The organism is Massilia sp. DWR3-1-1 (assembly GCF_049898325.1).
Taxonomy (GTDB): Bacteria; Pseudomonadota; Gammaproteobacteria; order Burkholderiales; family Burkholderiaceae_D; genus JAFCUW01.
The window spans coordinates 14,182-37,943 of the sequence record NZ_JAFCXL010000012.1; the positions used below are offsets into that span (position 1 = coordinate 14,182).

Annotated in this window: 28 protein-coding genes and 1 tRNA gene; 19 read left to right on the top strand and 10 right to left on the bottom strand. The window is 64.7% G+C overall.

The genetic code is table 11. The features are described 5' to 3' along the window. The first annotated feature begins 57 nt into the window (after nucleotides 1-57). The 12 genes from atpE (at nucleotide 58) to ACP7EY_RS14060 (ending at nucleotide 9,610) form a co-directional block, all read left to right on the top strand. A complete protein-coding gene (gene atpE / locus ACP7EY_RS14005; protein WP_305507232.1) occupies nucleotides 58-300 on the top strand; it encodes a F0F1 ATP synthase subunit C in 243 nt (80 codons plus the stop codon). Nucleotides 301-373: 73 nt separating this feature from the next. Then, nucleotides 374-844: a F0F1 ATP synthase subunit B gene (locus ACP7EY_RS14010; RefSeq protein WP_426114157.1), complete on the top strand. Its 471-nt coding sequence runs from the start codon at nucleotides 374-376 to the stop codon at nucleotides 842-844. A gap of 2 nt (nucleotides 845-846) precedes the next feature. Then, complete coding sequence (locus ACP7EY_RS14015; RefSeq protein ID WP_426194546.1) at nucleotides 847-1,380, top strand: F0F1 ATP synthase subunit delta; 534 nt, start codon at nucleotides 847-849, stop codon at nucleotides 1,378-1,380. Nucleotides 1,381-1,456: 76 nt separating this feature from the next. Further along, nucleotides 1,457-2,998: a F0F1 ATP synthase subunit alpha gene (gene atpA / locus ACP7EY_RS14020; protein WP_426194548.1), complete on the top strand. Its 1,542-nt coding sequence runs from the start codon at nucleotides 1,457-1,459 to the stop codon at nucleotides 2,996-2,998. A gap of 58 nt (nucleotides 2,999-3,056) precedes the next feature. Next, complete coding sequence (gene atpG, locus ACP7EY_RS14025) at nucleotides 3,057-3,932, top strand: F0F1 ATP synthase subunit gamma (RefSeq protein ID WP_426194550.1); 876 nt, start codon at nucleotides 3,057-3,059, stop codon at nucleotides 3,930-3,932. A 33-nt stretch (nucleotides 3,933-3,965) separates the two neighbouring features. Beyond that, nucleotides 3,966-5,366 carry a F0F1 ATP synthase subunit beta gene (atpD, locus tag ACP7EY_RS14030; protein WP_426114165.1) on the top strand — a complete coding sequence of 467 codons (1,401 nt, stop codon included), beginning with the start codon at nucleotides 3,966-3,968 and terminating at the stop codon, nucleotides 5,364-5,366. A gap of 27 nt (nucleotides 5,367-5,393) precedes the next feature. Then, the gene (locus ACP7EY_RS14035) at nucleotides 5,394-5,816 is read left to right on the top strand and encodes a F0F1 ATP synthase subunit epsilon (RefSeq protein ID WP_426194552.1); all 423 of its coding nucleotides are present in this window, start codon (nucleotides 5,394-5,396) and stop codon (nucleotides 5,814-5,816) included. A gap of 182 nt (nucleotides 5,817-5,998) precedes the next feature. Further along, a complete protein-coding gene (locus ACP7EY_RS14040; protein ID WP_426194554.1) occupies nucleotides 5,999-6,571 on the top strand; it encodes a cysteine hydrolase family protein in 573 nt (190 codons plus the stop codon). 13 nt (nucleotides 6,572-6,584) lie between these two features. After that, a complete protein-coding gene (locus tag ACP7EY_RS14045; RefSeq protein ID WP_426194556.1) occupies nucleotides 6,585-7,586 on the top strand; it encodes a GlxA family transcriptional regulator in 1,002 nt (333 codons plus the stop codon). A gap of 119 nt (nucleotides 7,587-7,705) precedes the next feature. Further along, on the top strand, nucleotides 7,706-8,143 hold the full coding sequence (locus ACP7EY_RS14050) for a CoA-binding protein (protein ID WP_426194558.1): 438 nt from the start codon (nucleotides 7,706-7,708) through the stop codon (nucleotides 8,141-8,143). Further along, complete coding sequence (locus ACP7EY_RS14055) at nucleotides 8,140-8,970, top strand: PPK2 family polyphosphate kinase (protein WP_426194560.1); 831 nt, start codon at nucleotides 8,140-8,142, stop codon at nucleotides 8,968-8,970. Before ACP7EY_RS14050 ends, ACP7EY_RS14055 begins: the two co-directional genes overlap by 4 nt. 52 nt (nucleotides 8,971-9,022) lie before the next feature. Then, on the top strand, nucleotides 9,023-9,610 hold the full coding sequence (locus ACP7EY_RS14060; RefSeq protein ID WP_426194562.1) for a glutathione peroxidase: 588 nt from the start codon (nucleotides 9,023-9,025) through the stop codon (nucleotides 9,608-9,610). 9 nt (nucleotides 9,611-9,619) lie between these two features. Here ACP7EY_RS14060 and pabB read toward each other — a convergent pair whose 3' ends face one another. The 3 genes from pabB to ACP7EY_RS14075 are packed head-to-tail and all read right to left on the bottom strand — an operon-like array spanning nucleotide 9,620 to nucleotide 12,856. Further along, nucleotides 9,620-11,476 carry an aminodeoxychorismate synthase component I gene (gene pabB / locus ACP7EY_RS14065; protein ID WP_426194564.1) on the bottom strand — a complete coding sequence of 619 codons (1,857 nt, stop codon included), beginning with the start codon at nucleotides 11,474-11,476 and terminating at the stop codon, nucleotides 9,620-9,622. A 20-nt stretch (nucleotides 11,477-11,496) separates the two neighbouring features. Continuing rightward, nucleotides 11,497-12,075 (bottom strand): nucleoid occlusion factor SlmA, encoded by a 579-nt coding sequence (slmA, locus tag ACP7EY_RS14070; protein ID WP_426194566.1) that lies wholly within the window; start codon nucleotides 12,073-12,075, stop codon nucleotides 11,497-11,499. A gap of 52 nt (nucleotides 12,076-12,127) precedes the next feature. Then, complete coding sequence (locus tag ACP7EY_RS14075) at nucleotides 12,128-12,856, bottom strand: pyrimidine 5'-nucleotidase (protein ID WP_426194825.1); 729 nt, start codon at nucleotides 12,854-12,856, stop codon at nucleotides 12,128-12,130. A 62-nt stretch (nucleotides 12,857-12,918) separates the two neighbouring features. Between ACP7EY_RS14075 and ACP7EY_RS14080 the strand changes: the two genes are divergently transcribed. Next, a complete protein-coding gene (locus tag ACP7EY_RS14080) occupies nucleotides 12,919-13,803 on the top strand; it encodes a TraB/GumN family protein (protein ID WP_426194568.1) in 885 nt (294 codons plus the stop codon). 23 nt (nucleotides 13,804-13,826) lie between these two features. Here the strand turns inward: ACP7EY_RS14080 and ACP7EY_RS14085 are convergent. Together ACP7EY_RS14085 and argB are read right to left on the bottom strand one after the other, a co-directional pair. Then, nucleotides 13,827-13,901, bottom strand: a tRNA-Thr gene (locus ACP7EY_RS14085). A gap of 162 nt (nucleotides 13,902-14,063) precedes the next feature. After that, nucleotides 14,064-14,990, bottom strand: a complete 927-nt coding sequence (argB, locus tag ACP7EY_RS14090; RefSeq protein WP_426194570.1) for an acetylglutamate kinase — start codon at nucleotides 14,988-14,990, stop codon at nucleotides 14,064-14,066. A gap of 166 nt (nucleotides 14,991-15,156) precedes the next feature. On the opposite strand from argB, the gene ACP7EY_RS14095 reads away from it, so the two are divergent. Next, complete coding sequence (locus tag ACP7EY_RS14095) at nucleotides 15,157-15,372, top strand: cysteine-rich CWC family protein (RefSeq protein ID WP_426194572.1); 216 nt, start codon at nucleotides 15,157-15,159, stop codon at nucleotides 15,370-15,372. On the opposite strand, the gene ACP7EY_RS14100 is transcribed toward ACP7EY_RS14095, so the two are convergent. Together ACP7EY_RS14100 and ACP7EY_RS14105 are read right to left on the bottom strand one after the other, a co-directional pair. Then, nucleotides 15,369-16,622, bottom strand: coding sequence for an extracellular catalytic domain type 1 short-chain-length polyhydroxyalkanoate depolymerase (locus ACP7EY_RS14100; protein ID WP_426194574.1), 1,254 nt, complete (start codon nucleotides 16,620-16,622; stop codon nucleotides 15,369-15,371). The genes ACP7EY_RS14095 and ACP7EY_RS14100 overlap by 4 nt on opposite strands. 23 nt (nucleotides 16,623-16,645) lie before the next feature. Further along, nucleotides 16,646-17,059, bottom strand: coding sequence for a CopG family transcriptional regulator (locus ACP7EY_RS14105; protein WP_426194576.1), 414 nt, complete (start codon nucleotides 17,057-17,059; stop codon nucleotides 16,646-16,648). 123 nt (nucleotides 17,060-17,182) lie between these two features. Here ACP7EY_RS14105 and ACP7EY_RS14110 point away from each other — a divergent pair, with 123 nt between their 5' ends. The 5 genes from ACP7EY_RS14110 (at nucleotide 17,183) to ACP7EY_RS14130 (ending at nucleotide 20,226) form a co-directional block, all read left to right on the top strand. Next, complete coding sequence (locus ACP7EY_RS14110; RefSeq protein WP_426194578.1) at nucleotides 17,183-17,611, top strand: thioesterase family protein; 429 nt, start codon at nucleotides 17,183-17,185, stop codon at nucleotides 17,609-17,611. After that, nucleotides 17,608-17,814, top strand: coding sequence for a DUF1289 domain-containing protein (locus ACP7EY_RS14115; RefSeq protein ID WP_426194580.1), 207 nt, complete (start codon nucleotides 17,608-17,610; stop codon nucleotides 17,812-17,814). The genes ACP7EY_RS14110 and ACP7EY_RS14115 overlap by 4 nt, the downstream gene beginning before the upstream one ends. A 3-nt stretch (nucleotides 17,815-17,817) precedes the next feature. Continuing rightward, entirely contained in the window at nucleotides 17,818-18,261 is a 444-nt protein-coding gene (locus ACP7EY_RS14120; RefSeq protein ID WP_426194582.1) for a hypothetical protein, read from the top strand. Next, a complete protein-coding gene (locus ACP7EY_RS14125; RefSeq protein WP_426194584.1) occupies nucleotides 18,258-19,175 on the top strand; it encodes an MBL fold metallo-hydrolase in 918 nt (305 codons plus the stop codon). Before ACP7EY_RS14120 ends, ACP7EY_RS14125 begins: the two co-directional genes overlap by 4 nt. Nucleotides 19,176-19,272: 97 nt before the next feature. Then, nucleotides 19,273-20,226, top strand: coding sequence for an NAD(P)H-dependent flavin oxidoreductase (locus tag ACP7EY_RS14130; protein ID WP_426194586.1), 954 nt, complete (start codon nucleotides 19,273-19,275; stop codon nucleotides 20,224-20,226). Nucleotides 20,227-20,252: 26 nt separating this feature from the next. Here ACP7EY_RS14130 and ACP7EY_RS14135 read toward each other — a convergent pair whose 3' ends face one another. The 3 genes from ACP7EY_RS14135 to ACP7EY_RS14145 are packed head-to-tail and all read right to left on the bottom strand — an operon-like array spanning nucleotide 20,253 to nucleotide 23,712. Continuing rightward, on the bottom strand, nucleotides 20,253-21,509 hold the full coding sequence (locus tag ACP7EY_RS14135) for a phenylacetate--CoA ligase family protein (protein WP_426194588.1): 1,257 nt from the start codon (nucleotides 21,507-21,509) through the stop codon (nucleotides 20,253-20,255). A gap of 48 nt (nucleotides 21,510-21,557) precedes the next feature. Further along, on the bottom strand, nucleotides 21,558-22,373 hold the full coding sequence (locus tag ACP7EY_RS14140; RefSeq protein WP_426194590.1) for an ABC transporter ATP-binding protein: 816 nt from the start codon (nucleotides 22,371-22,373) through the stop codon (nucleotides 21,558-21,560). Between the two features lie 22 nt (nucleotides 22,374-22,395). Further along, nucleotides 22,396-23,712 (bottom strand): ABC transporter substrate-binding protein, encoded by a 1,317-nt coding sequence (locus ACP7EY_RS14145; protein WP_426194592.1) that lies wholly within the window; start codon nucleotides 23,710-23,712, stop codon nucleotides 22,396-22,398. Nucleotides 23,713-23,762 lie beyond the last annotated feature (50 nt).

A 23,762-nucleotide genomic window follows, 5' to 3' on the forward strand; every position in this document is an offset into this window, starting at 1 on the left:
GTCTCTGGTAGTTTTAACTTTAACGTTTTATTTTTTTGATTATTTAAGGAGTTTTTGATGACTAACATCGCTTTCGTAGCACTGGCTTGCGGCTTGATCATTGGTTTGGGTGCTATCGGTGCATGTATCGGTATCGGCATCATGGGCGGTAAGTTCATCGAAGCTTCGGCACGTCAACCAGAACTGATGAACACCCTGCAAACCAAGATGTTCCTGCTGGCTGGTCTGATCGATGCGGCGTTCCTGATCGGCGTTGGTATCGCAATGATGTTTGCGTTCTCCAGCCCGTTCCCTGCGTAAGCAATAGTTCTCAATAGCCGGGACTTGCGCGTGCGCGGGGCCCGGCATACGTCATTCTGAGAAGGAAAAAGCTGTGAACTTAAATTCGACAATGTTCGTCCAGGCGATCGTCTTCCTGATCCTGGCGTTTTCGATTGCCAAATTCGTCTGGCCGCCGATGATGGCAGCGCTCGACGCGCGCGCCAAGAAAATCGCCGACGGCCTCGCCGCCGCCGACCAGGGCAAGCAAGCCATGGCCGCCGCCGAAAAACGTGTGCAAGCCGAACTCGCTGGCGCCCGTGACGAAGGCCAGAAACGCATCGCCGACGCCGAAAAGCGCGCGACGATGGTGGCCGACGAGATCAAAGCGAACGCCAACGCCGAAGCGGGCCGCATCATCGCCCAGGCCAAGGCCGACGCCGATCAGCAAGTGACCAAGGCTCGCGAAGAACTGCGCGCGCAAGTTGCCGGCCTCGCCGTCAAGGGCGCCGAGCAAATTCTCAAACGTGAAGTGAACGCAGCGGCCCACGCCGACCTGCTGTCGCAACTGGCAACCGAGCTGTAATCATGGCAGAACTCGCAACCGTCGCCCGTCCGTACGCCGAAGCGCTGTTTCGTGTCGCCCAAACCGGCGACATGGCTGCCTGGTCCACCCTGGTGTCCGAGCTGGGCAATATCGGCGTCAATGCCGATGTGCAAGATTTCGCGCGCAATCCGAACGTCACGCCGGCCCAGGTCGCCGAGGCGTTCGCCGCGATGATCAAGTCGCCCGTCACGGCTGAAGCGACCAACTTCATCGCCATCCTGATCGAGAACCGCCGCATTGCCCTGCTGCCGGAAATCGCCGCGCAATTCGCCGTGCTCAAGAATGCACAGGAAGGCGCCGCCGATGCCCACGTTATCAGCGCGTTCGACATGTCGAGCACGCAGGTGACCGACCTGGTGGCGAGCCTGGAAAAGAAATTTGGCCGCAAGCTCAACCCGACCGTGACAGTGGATGCCTCGCTGATCGGTGGTGTGCGCGTGGTGGTCGGCGACGAAGTGCTCGACACCTCGGTCCGCGCCAAGCTGCAACAGATGCATGTTGCGCTGGCGTCGTAATCGATCCTGTCAGTAAAGCACTCGCGCCGGCGCCCCGCCTCTTGCCCTACGCATCAAGAAACTATTAGGAGTTAGCATGCAACTTAACCCATCTGAAATCAGCGAACTGATCAAGAGCCGCATCCAGGGCCTCGAAGGTTCCGCTGAAGTTCGCAATCAAGGCACGGTTATCTCCGTCGCCGACGGTATCTGCCGTATTCATGGTCTGTCGGACGTGATGCAGGGCGAGATGCTGGAATTCCCGGGCAACACCTTCGGCCTGGCCATGAACCTCGAGCGCGATTCCGTCGGCGCCGTGATTCTGGGTGCTTACGAGCACATCTCCGAAGGCGACGTCGTCAAGACCACCGGCCGCATCCTGGAAGTGCCGATCGGTCCTGAACTCAAAGGCCGCGTGGTCAACGCCCTCGGTCTGCCGATCGATGGCAAGGGTCCCGTCAATGCAAAACTGACCGCCCCGATCGAAAAAATCGCCCCTGGCGTGATCGCCCGTCAGTCCGTCTCGCAGCCAATGCAGACGGGCCTGAAGTCGATCGACTCGATGGTGCCGATCGGCCGTGGCCAGCGCGAGCTGATCATTGGTGACCGCCAGACCGGTAAATCGGCTGTCGCGATCGATGCGATCATCAACCAGAAGGGCCAGAACATGACGTGTATCTACGTCGCGATCGGCCAGAAGGCATCGACCATCAAGAACATCGTGCGCTCGCTGGAAACCCACGGCGCCATGGAATACACGATCGTCGTCGCCGCGTCGGCGTCGGAATCGGCTGCCATGCAATACATCAGCCCGTACTCGGGTTGCGCCATGGGCGAATACTTCCGTGACCGCGGCGAAGACGCACTGATCGTCTACGATGATCTGTCGAAACAAGCTGTTGCGTATCGCCAGATTTCGCTGCTGCTGCGCCGTCCACCAGGCCGCGAAGCCTACCCTGGCGACGTGTTCTACCTGCACAGCCGCCTGCTCGAGCGCGCAGCCCGCGTGAACCCCGACTATGTCGAGAAGTTCACCAACGGCGCCGTGGTTGGCAAGACCGGTTCGCTGACGGCCCTGCCGATCATCGAAACGCAAGCGGGCGACGTGTCCGCCTTCGTGCCGACCAACGTGATTTCGATTACCGATGGCCAGATCTTCCTGGACACCGCCCTGTTCAACGCGGGCGTGCGTCCGGCCATTAACGCCGGTATTTCCGTCTCGCGCGTCGGTGGCGCCGCCCAGACCAAGGTCATCAAAAACCTGTCCGGCGGTATCCGTACCGACCTGGCGCAGTACCGCGAGCTGGCTGCCTTTGCGCAGTTCGCTTCGGACCTGGACGAATCGACCCGCAAGCAGCTCGACCGTGGCGCCCGCGTCACCGAACTGCTCAAGCAGGCGCAATACTCGCCCCTGTCGATCTCGCTGATGGCCGTGTCGCTGTTTGCAGTCAACAAAGGTTATTTCGACGATATCGAAGTCAAGAAGGTTCTGGCATTCGAAGCTGGCCTGCACGGCTACATGAAGACCAAGCAAGCCGCTCTCCTGGCCAAGATCGAAGAGACCAAGCAACTCGACAAAGATGGCGAAACCGCCATGGCTGCCGCTGTTGCTGACTTCAAGAAATCCGGCGCATATTAATGTTTGATGGCGCCGCAAGGTAACGCGGCGCTTGAAGGCGCATAAGGAGTAAGGACTCATGGCATCAGGCAAAGAGATACGAGGCAAGATCAAGAGCGTAGAGAATACGAAGAAGATCACCAAGGCGATGGAAATGGTCGCCGCATCGAAAATGCGCAAGGCGCAGGATCGCATGCGGGCCGCCCGTCCCTACAGTGACAAGATTCGCAATATCACCGCCAATCTGGCCAAGGCAAATCCGGAATACACCCACCCGTTCATGGCCCAGGCCAAGACCGGGCAGGCAAAAGCCGTTGGTTTTATCGTCGTCACGACCGACAAGGGTCTGTGCGGCGGCATGAACACCAACGTGCTGCGGATGATGACGCAGAAAACGCGCGAGCTCGAAGCAGCTGGCAACAAGATTGAAGCAGTTGCCATTGGCAACAAGGGTTTGGGTTTTTTGAATCGGGTTGGCATTCGCGTGGTATCGCACGCCGTGCAAATCGGCGATACGCCGCACCTGGAAAAGTTGATCGGACCCGTCAAGGTCATGCTCGACGCTTACCAGGAAGGCAAGCTGGACGCCGTCTACCTGTGCTACACCAAGTTCATTAACACGATGAAGCAAGAGCCGATGGTGGAGCAGTTGCTGCCACTGGCCGCCGACAAGCTCGAAGGTGACAAAGGGAACCATTCCTGGGATTACATCTACGAGCCGGAAGCGCAAACCGTGATCGATGAGCTGCTGGTGCGCTACGTGGAAGCGCTGGTCTACCAGGCCGTTGCTGAAAACCTCGCCTCCGAGCAATCGGCGCGCATGGTCGCCATGAAGGCGGCAAGCGACAACGCCGGTAGCGTCATTGGCGAGCTGAAACTGGTCTACAACAAGACCCGCCAGGCAGCGATTACCAAAGAACTCTCCGAGATCGTCGCCGGTGCGGCAGCGGTCTAAACCCGAATTTCATTAAATATTTAAGGAACGAACATGGCTGATGGCAAAATCGTTCAGTGTATCGGCGCTGTGGTGGACGTTGAGTTCCCACGCAATGCAATGCCGAAAGTCTTCGACGCACTGAAAATGGCAGGCTCCGAGCTGACCCTGGAAGTACAACAGCAGCTGGGCGACGGCATTGTCCGTACCATTGCGCTGGGTACCTCGGACGGTCTGCGTCGCGGCATGGCAATCCAGAACACCGGCAAGCCTATCATGGTCCCGGTCGGCAAAGCCACCCTGGGTCGCATCCTGGACGTGCTGGGCAACCCGATCGACGAATGCGGTCCTGTCTCGCACGAGCAAACCGCCTCGATCCACCGCGTGGCCCCGGCCTACGACGAGCTGTCGCCGTCGCAAGACCTGCTGGAAACCGGCATCAAGGTGATCGACCTGGTGTGCCCGTTCGCCAAGGGCGGTAAAGTCGGCCTGTTCGGCGGCGCCGGCGTGGGCAAGACCGTCAACATGATGGAACTGATCAACAACATCGCAAAAGCACACTCGGGCGTGTCCGTGTTTGCCGGCGTTGGTGAGCGTACCCGCGAAGGTAACGACTTCTACCACGAGATGGCCGATGCAAAGGTCGTCGACCTGGAAAATCCGGAAAACTCGAAAGTGGCGATGGTCTACGGCCAGATGAACGAGCCGCCAGGTAACCGTCTGCGCGTGGCGCTGACCGGCCTGACGATCGCTGAATCGTTCCGTGATGAAGGCAAGGACGTGCTGTTCTTCGTCGACAACATCTACCGCTTCACCCTGGCCGGTACCGAAGTGTCGGCACTGCTCGGCCGTATGCCGTCGGCCGTGGGTTACCAGCCAACCCTGGCCGAAGAGATGGGCCGCTTGCAAGAGCGCATCACCTCGACCAAGACCGGTTCGATCACCTCGATCCAGGCCGTGTACGTCCCTGCCGATGATTACACCGATCCATCGCCAGCGACCACCTTTGCCCACCTGGATTCGACCGTCGCCCTGTCGCGTGACATCGCTTCGCTGGGTATCTACCCGGCCGTCGATCCACTCGACTCGACCTCGCGTCAGCTCGACCCGCTCGTCGTCGGTCAGGAACACTATGACACCGCGCGCGCCGTCCAGGGCACCTTGCAGCGTTACAAGGAATTGCGCGACATTATCGCGATTCTGGGCATGGACGAGCTGGCACCGGAAGACAAACTGCTGGTCGCGCGTGCACGTAAGATGCAGCGTTTCCTGTCGCAGCCTTTCCACGTCGCTGAAGTGTTTACCGGTTCGCCAGGCAAATACGTTTCGCTCAAAGACACGATCAAGGGTTTCAAAATGATCGCTTCGGGCGAACTCGATCACTTGCCTGAGCAAGCGTTCTACATGGTTGGCACGATCGAAGAAGCCATCGAAAAAGCCAAGAAACTCGGCTAATCCGACTCCTTCACCGATAGGACACACATGGCAAATACCATTCACGTTGACGTCGTCTCGGCCGAGTCCCTGATTTTCTCGGGCGAAGCCGAATTCGTCGCGTTGCCCGGTGAGTCGGGTGAGCTGGGGATCTATCCCAAGCACACCCCGCTGATCACGCGCATCCGCCCGGGTGCGGTACGGATCAAGAAGGCAGGCAGCGACGAGGAAGAATTCGTCTTCGTCGCCGGCGGCATTCTGGAAGTGCAGCCGAACGGCGTGACCGTTCTGGCCGACACTGCCATCCGCGGTCACGATCTGGACGAAGCCAAAGCACTCGAAGCCAAGAAACTGGCCGAAGAGTCGATGGTCAACAAGGACTCGAAAATCGACTACGCGAAAGCGCAGTCGGAGCTGGCGACCGCAATCGCCCAGCTGGCGGCCATCGCCCGCCTGCGCAAGATCAAGTAATTTAGTAGATTGCGCACAATAAAGGCAGCTTCGGCTGCCTTTTTTTCGTTAACCGTGCCCGTGCCGGACTTGGCCACACCTGGCCGTATCGGTCCGCAAGCGGTCCCGATACCGTCTTTCCCCGGCCTGGTGCGCCCCGTAAGATCGTGGCATCATTCAACCCGGCACGAAGGAGCACCACCATGAAAAGCGCACTACTCGTCATCGACGCCCAGCAGACGTTCAAGCACACCGCCTACTGGTCCGATTCCGACCTGCCCGCGTATCTCGCCAGGCAACAGGCACTGATCGATGGCTGCGTCGACCGGGGCGTGCCCGTGGTCCAGGTGTTTCACGAGAGCGCACAGGGCCCGTTTGCCGTCGCCGCCAACCTGCGCACCATCGATGGGCTGGCCATCGCACCGGCGGTGGTGTTTCGCAAGCACGTCCATAGCGCCCTGGCGGGGACGGGCTTGCTGGCGTGGCTGACTGCGCGCGGGATCGACCATCTCATCATCAGCGGTATCCGCACGGAACAGTGCTGCGAAACCACAACCCGCCAGGCCTCCGACAGCGGCTTCCAGGTCGATTTCGTCACCGAAGCGACGCTGACCTTTCCCATGCAACATGCGCGCAGTGGCCGGACCTATACGACGGCGCAACTGCGCGAGCACACGGAACTGGTGCTCGAAGGGCGCTTCGCCCGCATCGTCAGCGTGGCGCAAGCGCTCGCCGCGCTCGATGCCCCCCTCGCCACCCTCGCCACCACCGCCTGAGCAGGCGCCATCGATGACGCCCGCCATCCCCGTGCTGTTTGTCCTGCCGCAACATGTCCTGATGCTCGACCTGGCAGGGCCGGCCGAAGTCTTGCGGGTGGCCTCGCAGCTCGATGCCGCCCAGGCGGGGCAGGCGCCGCCCCGTTTTACGCTGCGCTATGCGGGGCCGGCCGCGCAGGTACACAGCTCGATCGGCTTGCCGCTGAACGACATTGCGCCCCTGCCCGCAACCCTGGCGGCGGGGACCATCATCGTGCTGGTGGGCGCCGGCGGCACCGCTGACACGCAGCTTCGCGGCGCCATCGACGCCACCTGCGAGGCGATCGCCGCCTGGCTCAGGCCGCTGATGGCGACCGGCCAGCACCGCCTGCTGTGCGTGTGCGCGGGCGCCCTGATCGCCGCCCGCGCCGGCCTGCTCGACGGCCGCCGCTGCACCACCCACCACGCGCTGTGTGCCAGCCTGCAGCAGATGGCGCCGCGCGCCACGGTGCTGGAAAACCGCCTGTACGTGGCCGACGGCGCCATCTGCACCAGCGCCGGCATCACCGCCGGCATCGACATGATGCTGCACGTGCTGGCCGAACTGTCGAGCAGCCGCGTCGCCTGCGCGGTGGCGCGCGCGATGGTCGTGTACATGCGACGGGCGGGCGCCGACCCGCAACTGTCGGCCTGGACGACGGGGCGCAACCACCTGCATCCGGGCCTGCACCGGGTGCAGGACGCCATCGCCGCCGATCCCCCCCGCGCCTGGGGTGCCGACGACATGGCCCGGCTGGCATGCAGCAGCACGCGCCACCTGTCGCGCCTGTTTCTCGACTACACGAACGGCAGCCCGCTCGACCATGTGCACCAGCTGCGCCTGGCACTGGCGCGCGAGATGATCATGCAGTCGCCCCTGGACCTCGAACGCGTCGCCCAGCAATCGGGCTTCGGCTCGGCAAGGCAGCTGCGGCGCATCTGGCGCCGCTACTATCCGGGCGCGCCGTCCGATGCGCGCCGTGCCGGCCAGTCTTGATACGGCAGCGGCGGCCGCCGCCGTCACCGTCCTGGCGCCCAATCAATTGGCCAGCACCGCGCCACGGCGCACCTGAAACTGCTACGCTATTGGCACACCAACATTGTCGAATTTTATTCATGAAAACCATTCCCCAGATCCTGCAAGACGCCAGGACCATCGCCGTGGTCGGCTTGTCCGACAAACCTGAGCGGGCCAGCAACGAAGTGGCCGCTTACTTGCAGAACGCCGGCTACCGCATCGTGCCCGTCAACCCGGCGCTGGCCGGTCAGACCGTGCTCGGCGAAACCGCCTACGCCAGCCTGCACGAGGCCGCCGCCGCGCTGCGCGCCGACGGCATCGCCATCGACGTCGTCGACTGCTTCCGCAAGGCGGCCGATATTCCCGAGATTGCCCGCGACGCCATCGCGGTGCGCGCCGGCGCCTTGTGGATGCAGCTGGGGATCGAACACCAGGGTGCCGCCGACCTGGCCAGCGCCGCCGGGCTCGATGTGGTGATGAACCACTGCATGAAGATCGAACACCATCACCTGCGCGCCGCGCTGGAGCAGGCATGAAGCTGCGCGAGCGCCTGCGCGCGGGAAAAAATTTCAAGCTGCGGGAAGAAGACGCCGACGACAAGCCCCTGCGCGAAAAAAACAATGGCGACTCCAAGAGCGCCACCAAGGACGAAGAGCGGGCCAGCACGGCCGCCATCACGGCGCAGATCGCTGCGCTGCAGGAAATGCTGTATGCCCAGCGCAAGCACAAGGTGTTACTGGTGCTGCAGGGCATGGACACGGCCGGCAAGGACGGCACCATCACCGCGCTGTTCCAGACCATCAATCCGATGGGCTTGCGCGCGGTGGGCTTCAAGGCGCCGTCGCCGGCCGAACTGGCCCACGATTTCCTGTGGCGCATCCACCAGCAGGTGCCGGTGCCGGGCGAAATCGCCATTTTCAATCGCAGCCACTATGAAGACGTCCTCATCACCAGCGTGCAGGGCATGATCGACGAGCCCGAATGCAAGCGCCGCTACCAGCACATCCTCGATTTCGAGCGCATGCTGACGGAGACGGGCACCCTGATCATCAAGGTGTTCCTGCATATTTCCAAGGACGAGCAGCGCGCACGCTTGCAGGCGCGCATCGACGACCCCAATAAACAGTGGAAGTTCGATCCGAACGACCTGGTGCAGCGCAAAAAATGGGACGACTATCAGCTGGCCTACCAGCGCGCGATCGCCGTCACCGACACCGACCAGGCGCCCTGGTACGTCATTCCCGCCAACTCCAAGACCCACCGCAACCTGTTGATCTCGTCCCTGTTGCTGGAAATTTTGCAGGATCTCAATCTGCGCTATCCTGATCCCCAGCCCGATGTCGGGAAAATCAAGGTCGAGTAAATCGCTGCCGGACTTGCGCTAGAATTGCCGTTTACTTTATTTGGGATGGATCATGTTCAAAACCACTGCCGCTGTCTTGCTGTCCCTGTCCGCCGTGGGCGCCGCGCCCGCGGCCTTCGCCCAGGCGGGCGCACCTGCCGCCGCGCCCGCCGCCAAGTCCTGTCCCGCCATCCTCCAGCACAGTTTTAATCGCCTGCAGGACGAAGCGCCGCAGGACCTGTGCCAGTACGCGGGCAAGGTGGTGTTGGTGGTCAATACCGCCAGCTACTGCGGCTTTACCAGCCAGTACCAGGGCCTGGAAAAGCTGTACGCCAAGTACGGCAAGCAAGGCCTGGTGGTGCTGGGCTTTCCGTCGAACGATTTCGGCAAGCAGGAGCCAGGTAGCGCCAAGGAAATTGCCGATTTTTGCTACAACACTTATGGCGTGAAATTTCCCATGTTCGCCAAGTCGTCCGTCAAAGGCACGGCCGCCAATCCCCTGCACGCGAGTTTGATCAAGCAGACGGGCAAGGAGCCGAAGTGGAATTTCACCAAGTACCTGATCGACCGCAACGGCAAGGTGCTCGAGTATTTCCCTAGCAAGGTCGAGCCGGAAGACAAGGCCCTGGTGAGCAAGGTCGAAGCGGCGCTGGCGTCGTAAGAGGGCGGTTTATTGCAGCAGCCGGGCCCGCAGCGGCCCGCGCAGCGCGTTGCACACGACGATCTCCTGCGCCGCCGCCAGCATCGCCCGCGTGATGATGGCCTCGCGCGCGTCCCAGGCGGGCGCTTCGAGCAGCAGCGATCGCATCACCCCCGGCAGCACGCCGCACGACAGCGGTGGCGTGAGCCAGCGCCCGTCGATGCGCACGAACACATTCGAGCGTCCCCCTTCCGTCAACTCGCCCCGTTCATTGAAAAACACGGTGTCGAAGCCGCCGCGCGTCTCGGCCTCGCGCCAGGCGGCGTCGTAGCGCGTCCTGACGCTGGTTTTATGGCGCAGGAACAGCTCGTCCGCGCTGCTGGCGTCGTCGGCCAGCAGCAGGCCCACCGGTTCCTGCACGGGTGTCAAGGGCGCCGCCTGCGTGTGCAGGGTGCCATCCGCGCGCAAGCCCAGCCGCAGGCGGTGAAACGCCTGCGGCGCCAGCGCCGCGCAGGCCGATTGCAACAGCGCCTCGGCCGCCGCGACGTCGAACGGCACGCCAAAATAACGGGCCGACCGGGCCAGGCGCGCCAGGTGGCGTTCGCGGTGGCGCACGCCGTCCGCGGCGCTGGCGCGCATGGTCTCGAACAGCTCGAATGGCTGCGCGAGCCCCGTCAGAAAGCGCGCTTTCAAGGCGCACTCGGCGTATTCATCGGCCGCTTCGCTGTCGAACACGATGCCGGCGCCCACCCCCATCTCGCCGTGGCGCACGCCGTCCGCCGGCGCTTGCAGGGTGAGCGTGCGGATCGGCACCGACAGGCAAAAGTCGCCCACCGCCGCGCCCGCGCGGGGCGGATCGAACCAGCCGATCGCGCCCGTATAAATGCCGCGCGGCGTGCTTTCCAGTTCGCCGATGATTTCCATGGTGCGCCGCTTGGGCGCGCCCGTGATCGAGCCGCACGGGTACAGGGCGGTAAAAATCTGGGCCAGGCCCACGTCCTCGCGCAGGCGCGCCCGCACCGTCGACGTCATCTGCAGCACGGTGCTGTAACGCTGGACGTCGAACAGGGCCGAGGCGTCGACGCTGCCGGTGACGGCGATGCGTCCCAGGTCGTTGCGCAGCAGGTCGACGATCATCAGGTTTTCCGCGCGGTTCTTCGGGTCCGCCGCCAGCGCCGCGGCGCGCGTGGCGTTGATGGCGTCGTCGGTGCTGGCCGGCGCCGTGCCTTTCATGGGCCGTGCCAGCAGTTCGCCGTCCAGGTGGCGCACGAACAGCTCGGGCGAGAGCGACAGCACGGTGCGCCCGTCGGGCAGCGCCACCAGCGCGCCGTAGGGCACCGGCTGGCGCGCCCGCAGGCGCGCATACAGCGACAGGGGCGAACCGAAGGCGTCAAAGCGCAGGCGGTAGGTAAAATTGACCTGGTAGGTGTCGCCGGCGGCGATGAACTCGTGCACGCGTGCCAGCGCCCCGTCGAAGGCGGCCCGATCGACGCTGGCGGCGACGCCGGCGATGCCGGCCGGCGCCGCGTCGGCGCGCGAGGCCAGCCAGTCGGCCACCTGGGCCGACGTCAGGTGCGCGCAGTGCGCAAACAGCAGCACCTGCGCCAGCGGCGCAGCGGCCGGCGGCGTCGCCATGCCAAGTAGCGCGCTGCCCAGTTCATACGTGAGCACCGGCACCGCGTACAGGCCGCGCGCCAGCGCGTCCTGCATCTGCGCCAGCACGGCCGGCCAGCCGGCGCCGTCGATGCAGGTCAGGGTGGCGGCCAGGCCCGTGTACAGGCGCGAGCGGGCCAGCGGCGCCGGCGCCGTGCCGGCGGGGCTGGCGTCGTCGAGCAGGGCGAAACACGCGACAGCTTGGGAAACATCGGCGTAGTCAGGCGCTTGCATGGCGGGACACGCTGGGTGATTCATGCCGCCAGCAGCAGCGACACCTGCAGGGCGAAGCCGTCGGTGGGATGCTGGCGGAAGCCGCTCTTGGCGTAGCGGTGCCAGCGGCCGACGACATAGGCGACGAGCAGGCTGGCGCGGGCGACGACGTCCGCTTCGCTGCCGTGGCCCTGGCTGGCGGCCACCCGCAGCGACTGTTTGAAGGCCAGTTCGAGCTTGTCGTAGAACTGGTTCATGCGCAGCTGCAGGCGTTCGTCTTCGTTCACCAGGGCCTCGCCGATCAGCACCCGCGTCATGCCGGGATTGCTGGCGGCGAACTGCAGCAGCATCTGCAGGCTGGCGTGGGCCTGGTCGACGCCGGCCTCTTCGCGCTCGGCGATCTGGTTGATCAGGCCGAACACGCTCGACTCGATGAATTCGATCAGGCCCTCGTACATCTGCGCCTTGCTGGCGAAGTGGCGGTACAGGGCCGCCTCCGACACGTCCAGTCGCGAGGCGAGGGCAGCGGTGGTGATCTTTTCACTTTTCGGCTGTTCCAGCATGGCCGCCAGGGCCTGCAGAATTTGCGTCTTGCGCTGCCCCGGCTTGGTGCTTGCCATGTCGTCCCGCTGAAGTTGAGTGGTAGTGCGTCGTAAACAAGTAGAAAATCAATTAACGCAGCCGCTGCAGGCGCGCCTGCAGCTGGCGCACCGATTTTACTTTGACATCGACATAAGCGGGGCGTTTTAGCATGCGCGGCAGGCTGGCGCTGCCACTGGCCTCGACCGCCCGCAGGTACTGGGTGACCCAGGCCGTGCGCATGCCCAGCTGGTGCGCCGGGCGCAGATTGTCGAGCGTGTCTTCGACCAGAATGCAGCGCCGGGCCGCCAGGCCGTGCTTGCGCAGCAGCCGGCGCAGCATCAGTTTCGACGGCTTCGGACGCAGCTGGCGGTGCACGTGCATGTCTTCGATGGCGATGTGGCGGTCGAAGTGGCGCTGCAGGCCGAGCTGGCGCAGCACCGCCCGCGAGTAGTTGCGCGGCGCGTTGGTGAGCAAAATTTTGCGACCGGGCAGGCGGCGCAGCAGCCGTCCCAGGCCCCGCTCGAATTTCATCATCTGGCCCAGCGACGCGGCCGCCCCCAGGTCGTGGGTCTCGCGCAAAAAGTCGGTCGCATCGACCTGGTGGTGGCGCACCATGCCCAGCAAGGTGGCGCCATAGCGGCGCCAGTAGCCGATGCGCGCGGCGTCGACCTGCGCCTGGCTGGGCGCGCCGTCGACGTTGGTGAGCACGCGCGCGATATACACATTCATGTTGGCGCTAATGGCGGGAAAAATCGCGTGCGAGGCGTCGTGCAGGGTGTTGTCCAGGTCGAATAGCCAGACAGGGGAGGATGCGGGTATATTTGGCACGGGCGCTCAGGGTAAGGGCGGTTCGAATCGGCACCATCCATCAAAGGGGCGGCATGCGAAGCAGAATTATAGTGGGGTGGGCCGGTGCGCTGTTGGCATTGTGCCTGTGCGTGTCGGCCTTCGGCGCCGAACGGGGCGCGCTGTTCAAGGTGACCGGCCAAGGCAATACCGTGTATTTGTTCGGCACCATGCACGTGGGCCAGGCCGATTTCTATCCCTTCGAAGCGCGCCTGGCCGCCGCCATCGCCGCCGCCCCCGTGCTGGCGCTTGAAATCGATCCCACCCTGCCGCCGCAGGTGGCCGCGCGCGCCATGCAAGCGCATGGGCTGGCGCCGGCCGGCATGGTCACGCCGGCGGCGCTGGCGCCGCGCCTGGCGCGCGCCTTGCGCCAGGCTGGCATCGACGCGCAGGCGGTGGCGCCCTACAAACCGTGGCTGATCGCCACCATGCTGGCGATTGCCGAATATACCCGGCTCGGTTACGCCAGCAGCCTGGCGGTCGACAGCCAGCTGGCGCTGCTGGCCAGGCAGCAGCAGGTCAAAGTGATCGAGCTCGAATCGCTCGAGGCGCAACTGGCGCTGTTCGACCGCCTGCCGCTGGCGGCGCAGTGGGATTTTCTCGACGAGACGGTGACGCACATCGATTCTGGCAAACAGGCGGGAGAAGCGCGCCAGATCGCCCGCGCCTGGGCGACGGCGGACCGGCAGGCGCTCGCTGCCATCGCCGCCCGCCTCGACGCCGACACCAGCGTGTCGGGCCGCTTCATGCGCGAGGTGCTGCTGGACGGGCGCAATGGCGCGCTGACCGACGCCATCGTCGCCCTGATGGGACGCGAAAACAACAGCGTGGCGGCGATCGGCGTGCTGCACCTGGTGGGGCCACGCAGTGTGCCGGCGCTGATGCGCGCACGCGGGCTGACCGTGGAACAGCTGTATTGAATGGGGGAGGGTGGTGCGGAGAATGGTGCCCTTGACGTGGATCGAACACGTGGCCTCTCCCTTACCAAGGGAGTGCTCTACCACTGAGCTACAAGGGCATGTGGTGGGATTCCGAATAAGCTACTGCGCGCTCCGCTGTCGTGTCTGCGTTGCTCGCCGTACGCTAGTACGGCTGCGCTACTCAACACGACAGCGAAGCGCTCGCTACGCTTCTTCGAAATCCTGATACGTCAACTGGTATGCAGTGGACGTAAAAAACTTTAGTGCGACCGGATCATAGTGCCAAATGCCTGTTCGGTCAAGACCTCCAGCAACAGCGAGTGCTCGATGCGGCCGTCGATGATGTGGACCGTGTTCACGCCGGACTTGGCGGCGTCGAGGGCGGAGGAGATTTTTGGCAGCATGCCGCCGGAGATGGTGCCGTCGGCGAACATCTCGTCGATCTCGCGGGCCGACAGGTCGGTGACCAGGTTGCCCTTCTTGTCCTGCACGCCGGCGATGTTGGTCATCATGATCAGCTTTTCGGCCTTGAGGATTTCCGCGATCTTGCCGGCGACGACGTCGGCGTTGATGTTGTAGGCCTGGCCGTCCTGGCCAAAACCGATCGGCGAGATGATCGGGATGAAGGCGTCGTCCTGCAGCGCCTTGACCACCGCCGGGTTGATGGCGTCGATTTCGCCGACAAAGCCGATGTCGAGGAATTCGCCCGGCTTTTCACGGTCCGGCATCGACATGCGGCGCGCGCGAATGAGGCCGCCGTCCTTGCCCGTCAGGCCCACCGCCTGGCCGCCGTAGTGATTGATCAGCATGACGATGTCCTGCTGGACTTCGCCACCGAGCACCCACTCGACCACTTCCATGGTCTCTTCGTCGGTGATGCGCATGCCCTGCACGAAAGTGCCCTGCTTGCCGATTTTTTTCAGCGCGTTGTCGATCTGCGGCCCGCCGCCGTGCACCACCACCGGGTTCATGCCGACCAGCTTCAACAGGATGACGTCGCGGGCGAAGCCGTGCTTGAGGCGCTCTTCCGTCATGGCATTGCCGCCGTATTTGATGACGATGGTCTTGCCATGGAAATTGCGGATGTAGGGCAGCGCCTCTGCCAGGATTTGCGCCTTGATCTGGGGCGATACGGCAGCCAGATCATCTTGCTGGGCAGCGGTGAGGGGGGGCAGGGCAGCGGTCATGGCAGGTCCGAAAGAAATTTGTCGAGATTTTACAGGCAAGCGGAGCTCGCTGCTGCGCATTATAAGGCGCGCGTGTTGTATTTTAATTCCCCGTCCGCTAAGGTGGGGCGGATATGAATCCGATTCCCGCTTTTATGCCGCCGCCGCCAGCGGCCGCGCTCGCTACATGAGCGCCTGCAGCCGCTGCGGCGCCGTATTTACCTGCGCGATGGCCGATGCGGGTGGCGATGGCGCGCCGTGCTGGTGCACCGCCCTGCCGGCCGCCGTGCCCGTGCCATCTGGTGGCGCCATCAGCGCCGCCTGCTGGTGCCCGGCCTGCCTGGCGCGCGAGATTGCCGAACGCGCTGAACCGCCCCGGCGCGGCGACGCCACCCCAGATTAACGCTTGGTCTGAAAGAAGCGCATCATCTCGCGGCTGGCGTCGGGCCCCTTGCCATCGGTGTAGCTGCCGCGCGCGCTGCCGCCCGACCAGGCGTGGCCGGCACCGTGGATCAGCCACTGTTCGGCGTGCGGCGTGCCGTCCGCGTGGCGGTGCACGGTGCGGGTGTAGGCGTGCCCCTCGGGCACCTTGCCCGGCTCGATGACGATGTCGCGCGCGCCGTGGTGCGTGCCCTGGGCGATCACGGCGTCGCCGGCGGCCGGCGAGACGGTGGTGTCGCGGTCACCGTGAAAGACGATGATGGGAATGGCCGTGCCGGGTGCCGGCGGAGTGCCGAACTTGCCCTGCATGGCCGCCAGCGCCGACGGCAGGTCGTGCGCGGACGCGAACGGCAAGCCCGAATGCACGCCCACGGCCGCATATAGTTCCGGATACACGGTGCCCATGATGGTGGCCATGGCGCCGCCCGCCGACAGGCCCGCCACGTAGACCTGAGTGGCATCGACATGGTGCGCGGCCATGATGTCGCGGGTGATGCCGGCGATGATCGAGGGCTCGCCCTGGTCGCGCATCTGGTCCTTTTCGTGGAACCAGTTCCAGCAGCGGCTCGAATTGGCCTGCTGCGATTGCGCCGGGTAGGCCACCAGGCAGCCCAGTTCCTCGGCCAGCTGATTCATCTGGGTGCCGCTGGCGAAATCGACCGGGTCCTGGGTGCAGCCGTGCAGCATCACCACCAGCGGCACCGCCGTGGCGCCGTCGTAACTGCTGGGCACATACAATTTATAGCTGCGCGTGCCGGCGCTGTTGGTGTGGCTGCCATCGATGAATTTGCCGGGCAGGGCCTCGGCCGGGGCGGCGCCCTGGCCACCCATGGCCGCGTGCAGGTCGAACGCGGGCATCTCGAAATGCGGCATGGTAAACGCCGACTTGCCCGCCTCGCTGACGCGGTCGAGGTTGGCCATCATTTCCGGCACCAGGTTGCGCATCATGTTGTCGAGCCCCTGCAGCGGCGTGGGCGCTTCTGCCGCCGCCGCCGCCGCCACTTCTGGCTGCGGCGCGGGCCGGGCCGCACGCGCCGTCGGCGGTGGCGGATTGATGTCGCGCATCGGTGGCGCCGCCGGCGCCGGCGCCCCTTTGGCGGCGACCCCTTGCAAGGCGTGCTGGATGGCCGACGTCGCTGCGGCCGGACCCTGTGCGAGCAGGTTGCGGGTTGCCTGGCGCATGCCGGCAAACAGTTTATCGTTCAGTTTCATCGGGTCTTCCTTATTGAGTGCATTTATAGAATGCGGCCTGCCAGTGCGGTTTTCAGCGCCGCGCTGGCGTGGAGTGAACCGAGCACGAAAATCGATTCGATGGTCGCCACCGCCAGTTCGACGCTGACGTCGTTGGCGATGCTGGCCATGCCCAGCACCTGGATTTGCAGGCGCTCGCCCTTGGCAAACGCCGCCTCCAGGTCGGCCCGCGAAAAATGGTGCAGGCCCAGCACGAGACTTTTTCGCGCCACCGTCTGCTTGACCACGTCCGCGTGGGTGTTGAGCTGATTGCGAATGGCGGTGCGGATCAGGTCCGTCCGGTTCGAATAAAAGCCCTCGTTGACCAGCAAATCGATCTGACCGAGATCGATCAGGCCCAGGTTGATCGTGATTTTTTCCGAATCGAGCATCCTGGTTTTGACTTCTTTTGGTTCCATTGTTCCCATTACCATCCCCATTTTTCTCTTCGTGGCATCCACACGCCATCTGTATGGATGGTATTTTACGCCTCTTGCCCCCGCGGTCAAGCGCGATTCAATTGAATACGCTACTCTAGGCGGATGACTTTACAACTGCACCCGGGCCTGCGTTTCAGCTGGCACATCACCATTCCCGCGCGCGCCAGCGTGCCGGCGCTCTACCATGACACCGATTTTTGCCGCGACATGCCGGTCGTGCTGGCCACCGGCTACCTGGTCGGCATGATGGAGCTCACCTGCGTCAACGGCATCATGCCGTTCATGGACTGGCCACGGCAGCAAAGCCTGGGCACCCTGGTCAATTTCCGCCACCTGGCGCCCACCCCGCCCGGCATGCGCCTGCGCATCGAGGGCGAAGTGCTGGCGGTGGAGGGCCGCCGCATCACGTTCGCGGTGCAGGCCTGGGACGACGTCGAGCGGGTCTGCGAAGGCACCCACGAGCGCATGCTGATCGACACGGCGCGCTTTAACGACAAGCTGGCGGCCAAGGTGAGCGGGGTGGCGTCATGAGCGAGCCGCTTCGTCGTGCCGAACCGGCCAGTCCGGTGCCGTCGCCGTGCGTGAGCCTGTGCGAGATGGCGCCCGCCACGGGACTGTGCCGCGGCTGCCTGCGCACCATCGACGAAATCATCCAGTGGAGCACTGCCGACGACGACTACAAACGGGCCGTCTACACGGCCATTGCCCGGCGCGAAGCCGACCTGGAGTTTTAAACCATGCAGTTTTATCAGCCCGAACAAGCCGTCTCCGGCCCCGCCTACGCGGGCCCCTTTAAAATCGTCTCAACCGCCATCGTGATCGTCCTGCTCGGCTACGGCGGCGCCATCGCCCTGCGCTTCCCCCTGCTCACCTATGGCTTTGGCGTGAAGGTGGTGCTGGTGGGCGCCACCTCGCTGCTGCTGGCGAGCTGGTACTGGTTCCTGAAAGGGCGCACCACCATCGACGCCGACGGCGTGCGCCAGAGCGCCATGATCGACAAGCGCGTGCGCTGGGACGAGGTGAGGAGCGCCAAGATGCTGGGCATTCCCTACCTGGGCTGGCTGTTCCCGCCCCGCATGGTGGTCAGGACCGGCAACTCCTTCACCACCTTCAACGGCGGCTCGCAAGCCCTGCTGATCGAGTTTGCCCGGATATCGCTGGCCTACCAGATGAAAAAATGAGCGCGCTCGCGCTGCCGCCGGGCATGCGGGTGCTGGAGCGGGGCTGGCTGTCGGCCAATAACATCGTGTTCATCGGCGCCGAGCGCACCGCCATGGTCGACAGCGGCTACGTGAGCCACGCGGCGCAGACGCTGGCGCTGGTCGAGCATGCGCTGGACGGCCGCCCGCTCGATCTGCTGCTCAACACCCACCTGCACTCGGACCACTGCGGCGGCAACGCCGCCCTGCAGGCGCGCTACGGCTGCGCCACCGTCATTCCCGTGGGCGAAGCGGCGGCGGTGGCGGCCTGGGACGAAGCGCAGCTAAGCTACCGCGCCACCGGCCAGCAGTGCCCCCGCTTCTCGTTTAGCGCCACCATCGCGCCGGGCGACACGCTGGTGCTGGGCGACCTGCACTGGCAGGCGCTGGGCGCGCCCGGCCACGACCCCCGCTCGCTGCTGTTCTATTGTGCCCGCCACGCCATCGTGCTGTCGGCCGACGCCCTGTGGGAAAACGGCTTCGGCGTCATCTTCCCCGAACTCGACGGGCAATCCGGCTTCGATGAGGCGGCCGCCACCCTCGAGATGATTGCGCAGCTCGACGTGCGCCTCGTCATTCCCGGCCACGGCGCGCCGTTTACCGATGTCGCCGGCGCCTTGCAGCGGGCCCGCTCGCGCCTCGATTACCTGCGCGCCGACCCGCGCCGCAATGCCGACAACGCCGTCCGGGTCCTGCTCAAATTCCTGCTGCTCGAACGGGGACAGCTGGCGATGGCCGAGGTGGTGGCGCTGTTCGAGCAGGTCCCCGTGATGGTGGCAGCGCGCATCGGCTTTCTGGGCGGCGACGCCGACGGGGCGGCCCGGCACACCGCCGCCGCGCTGGTGCGGGCCGGCGCCGCCCGCCTCGACGGGGCGGTGCTGTGCAACCTGGGCTGAGCGTGGCTGGCCTTCTTTTAAATTCAAGCACGATCGTTCTTTTTTAAGTCATAATGTGCCCAGCTGTTCCCATCCATCCTTGTCCCGAGAGTCCGTCATGGCGCTGCCGACCGCATTGCAACACCTGTCCATCCCCGTCATCGCTTCGCCGATGTTTATCGCCAGCGGCCCGGCCCTGGTGGCGGCCCAGTGCAAGGCCGGCATCGTCGGCTCCTTCCCCGCCCTGAACGCGCGCCCGGCCGAACTGCTCGACACCTGGCTGACCGACATCCAGGCCGAACTGGCCGCCTACAAGGCGGCCAACCCGGACGCCATCATCGGCCCCATCGCCGTCAATCAGATCGTCCACCAGTCGAACGACCGGCTGGCCCACGACGTCGAAGTGTGCGTGCGCCACCAGGTGCCGATCATCATTTCGTCGTTGCGCGCGCCGCCCAAGGAGATGCTCGACGCCATCCACAGCTACGGCGGCATCGTCCTGCACGACGTCATTTCGATCCGCCACGCGCACAAGGCGCTCGAAGCGGGCGTCGACGGCCTGATCCTGGTGGCGGCCGGCGCCGGCGGCCATGCGGGGGCGCTGTCGCCGTTTGCGCTGGTGGGCGAGATCCGCAAATTCTTCAAGGGCCCGATCGCCCTGTCCGGCGCCATCGCCACCGGCGACGCCGTGCTGGCGGCGCTGGCCATGGGCGCCGACTTTGCCTACATCGGCTCGCGCTGGCTGGCGACGAAGGAATCGAACGTGTCGGACGACTACCGCGACGCCATCGTCGAGTCGGCCGCCGCCGACGTCGTCTACACCAACCTGTTTACTGGCGTGCACGGCAACTACCTGAAAAAATCCATCATCAACGCGGGCCTCGATCCGGACGCGCTGCCGGAATCGGACAAGAGCAAGATGAGCTTCGGTTCGGGCAGCGCCAAGGCCTGGCGCGACATCTGGGGCGCCGGCCAGGGCGTGGGCATGATGGACGATGTGCCGACGGTGGCCGAAATGGTGCAGCGCCTGATCGGCGAATTTAACGCTGCCAAGGCGCGCCTGGCGATTTAAGCGCCGCGCCGCGCCTTCCCCATCCCTCAGTCGTAGTCGCGCAGGTCCTCGATCATGCGGCCGTCCTGGGCCAGGCTGCCCGGCGCCGCGTAGTGCACTTCGCCGCGCAGCTTCGTCACATCGCGCACCGAGGCGACGATGGCCGCCGTCAGCGCCGGATCGGGCGGCGCTGCCATTTCGCAGTGCAGCGTCATCACGTCGTTCGCCATCCGTCCCGTCACCACCAGGCGCGCTTTTAAGATTGCCGGATGGCGCCGGATGATGTCGCTCACTTGCGCCGGGTGGACGAACATGGCCCGCACCTTGGTGGTCTGGTCGGCCCGCCCCAGCCAGCCGCGGATGCGCGCATTGGTGCGCCCGCACGGCGATGGCGCCGCGTCGACCAGCATGGCCGACAGGTCGCCGGTGGCAAAGCGCACCAGCGGATAGTCCATGTTCAATAGCGTCACCACCACTTCGCCGATGTCGCCCGGCGCCACCGGCTCGCCCGTGCCGGGACGGACGATTTCAACGATGACGTCCTCGTCAAGCACCATGCCGGGATTGACGACGCCGTCGGTGGCCGTTTCGTAGGCCACGCTGCCCATGTCGGCCGAGGCGTAGGTGTGCAGCACCAGCGGCACGCCGTTGTCGTGGAACCAGTGGCGCAGCGATTCGGGCAGCGCCTCGGCGCCCAGCAGGGCCTGCTTGATGCTGCTGATGTCGGCGTTCATGTCGCGCGCCTTTTCGATGATGATGCGCAAGAACGACGGCGTGCCGACGTAGGTGTCGGGGCGCAGGTCGACCATCGCCTGCACCTGCATTTCCGTCTGGCCGGCGCCGGCCGGAATGACGCTGCAGCCGATCCGCAAGGCGCCCCCTTCGACCATGAAGGCGGCCGGCGTGAAGTGGTACGAAAAGCAGTTCTGCAGCAGGCCGCCGGCGCGCACTCCGGCCGCAAACATGGGGCGGGCGAAGCGCCACCAGTCGGCGCCGTGCCCTTCCGGATCGTAGATGGGCCCGGGCGAGACGTAGATATGGCGCAGTGCCCGCGCCGGCGTGGCCGCCAGGCCGCCGAACGGCAGCGCGGCCCGCTGCAGCTCGCGCAGCTGCGATTTGCGCGTCACCGGCAGTGTCGCCAGCGCCGCCCGGCTGTCGATGCGGGCCGGATCGACGCCGTCGAGGATGCGCGCCCAGCCGGGCGCCTGCAGGGCGCGCGCCACCAGCAGCGGCAGGCGCGCCATCAGCGCTTGCTCGCGCTCGAGCGGGGCGCGCGTTTCCAGGCTGTCGAGGGTCATGCTCATGCGGTGTCTCCGGTATCGCGTTGCGGGGGGATGGTGGGGTGGACCGGTTCAGGCCAGCCAGCGCTTGCGGCGGCGATAAAATTTCATGTCCCTGAAACTCTTGCGGCCGGCCCCGGAAACGCCCAGATAAAACTCCTTGACGTCCTCGTTGGCGGCCAGCTCGGCGGCCGCGCCTTCCAGCACCACCCGGCCGTTCTCGAGGATGTAGCCGAAGTCGGCGTAGCGCAGGGCCACCGTGGTGTTCTGCTCGGCCAGCAGGAACGACACCCCTTCGCGGGTGTTCAGGTCGCGCACGATGTCGAAGATCTCTTCGACGATCTGCGGGGCGATCCCCATCGACGGTTCGTCCAGCAGGATCATCGACGGCTTGGCCATCAGCGCACGGCCGATCGCGCACATCTGCTGCTCGCCGCCCGAGGTGTAGCCGGCCAGGCTCGACCGGCGCTCCTTTAAACGGGGAAAATAGGCGTACACCGCTTCGAGCGAGGCCTTCTGCGCGGCGCGCGAATCACTGCGCGTGTAGGCGCCCGTGAGCAGGTTTTCTTCGATGCTCAGGTGGCCGAAACAGTGGCGCCCTTCCATCACCTGCGACAGCCCCCGCTTGACCAGGGCGCTGGGCGTGAGCTGGTCGATGCGCTCGCCGTTAAAGCGCACCTCTCCCTTGGTGACGTCGCCCCGTTCACCGCGCAGCAGCGTCGAAATGGTCTTCAGGGTGGTCGACTTGCCGGCGCCGTTGGCGCCCAGCAGGGCGACGATTTTCCCCTTCGGCACCTGCAGCGACACCCCCTTCAAGACCAGGATGACGTGGTCGTAGATGACCTCGATGTTGTTGACCGAAAGGTAGGGCTGGCTGTCGATTGTCATGGGAGTCGGTGCGTGGTGGTCGTCAGTTCAGGCAGGCCGGGGTGATCTTCTTCTCGGCCGCATAGGCCAGCGAAGATTCCTCGACCAGGCGCCGGGTCAGTGCGCGGTCGCCCACCACCCAGTTCGGGGTGATCGCTTTCCACGCCTTGCCGTCCCACTGCTGCACCTTGACGGCGCCCGAGCCTTCGTGGTCCTCGCAGCTCGTTTTCACGGTGGGGAACATGCCGAAGGCGCCCAGCGCTTTCTGGCGCGCTTCGTCGATGTTCAGGTGCTCGAGGCCCCAGCGCACCTGCTCACCCGTCATCACCTTGCCCTTGCCGTATTTTTCCTGCGCCGTGCGGATTGCTTCCGTCCACAGGATGCCCATCGTCATGCCGCGCATGTGGTAGACGGAGCCGATGCGGCTTTGTTCGCCCAGGTTGCCCTTGCCGGTGGCGTAGATTTTCTTGCGCAGCTCGTCGATGACGGGGTAGTTGCCCGGCGTGTTGAAGGTCATCGAGGTATAGCCCTTGGCCGCGTCGCCCGACGGCACCGTGTCTTCTTCCGAACCGGCCCACCACACGCCCAGCATTTTCTCGCGCGGGAAGCCATTGCGCTGGGCCGTCTTGATGGCCACCGAATTCATCACGCCCCAGCCCCACAAGATGACGTAGTCGGGCTTGGCCTGGCGGATCTGCAGCCACTGCGACTGCTGCTCGCTGCCCGGCGGCGCCACCGCCACCTTGATCAGTTCAAAGCCGTGCTGCTTCGACAGCGCGTCGAGCACCGGCATGGGCTCCTTGCCGAACGGCGAATCGTGGTACAGGTAGGCGATTTTCTTGCCACTCAACTTGGCGTAGCCGCCTTCCTTGTCGCCCAGGTACTTGATCATCGCCGCCGCCTGGTCCCAGTAGCTGGTAATGAGCGGGAACACATACGGGAACACCTTGCCGTTGGCGGCGTCGGAGCGGCCGTAGCCGAGCATGGTCATGGGGATCTTGTCGGTGGCGACGCGGTCGAGGATGCCGTAGGCGATGCCGGTGGAGAGGGGATCGACCAGGGTGGCGCCGCCGTTCTTGGTCTTCAAACGCTCGTAGCACTCGATCCCGCGCGAGGGGTTGTATTCGGTCTCGCACTCTTCCCACGCGATCTTGACGCCGTTGATGCCGCCGTTGGCGTTGACCAGGTTGAAATAATCGATGGCGCCGCCGTAGAAGCCGGAGCCGCCGGCGGCATAACTGCCGACCCGGTACGAGGGCAGGGCCACGAACTGGTCGGCCGCCAGCACGCCGTTGCAGACGCCCGCCAGGGCCGCGCACAGCATCCATTGTTTGATCGTGTTCAGTTTGATTGTCTTCATTGTCGTCTCCTCAAAGTTACTGCACTGGTGCTGCTGCCACGGACGCTTCC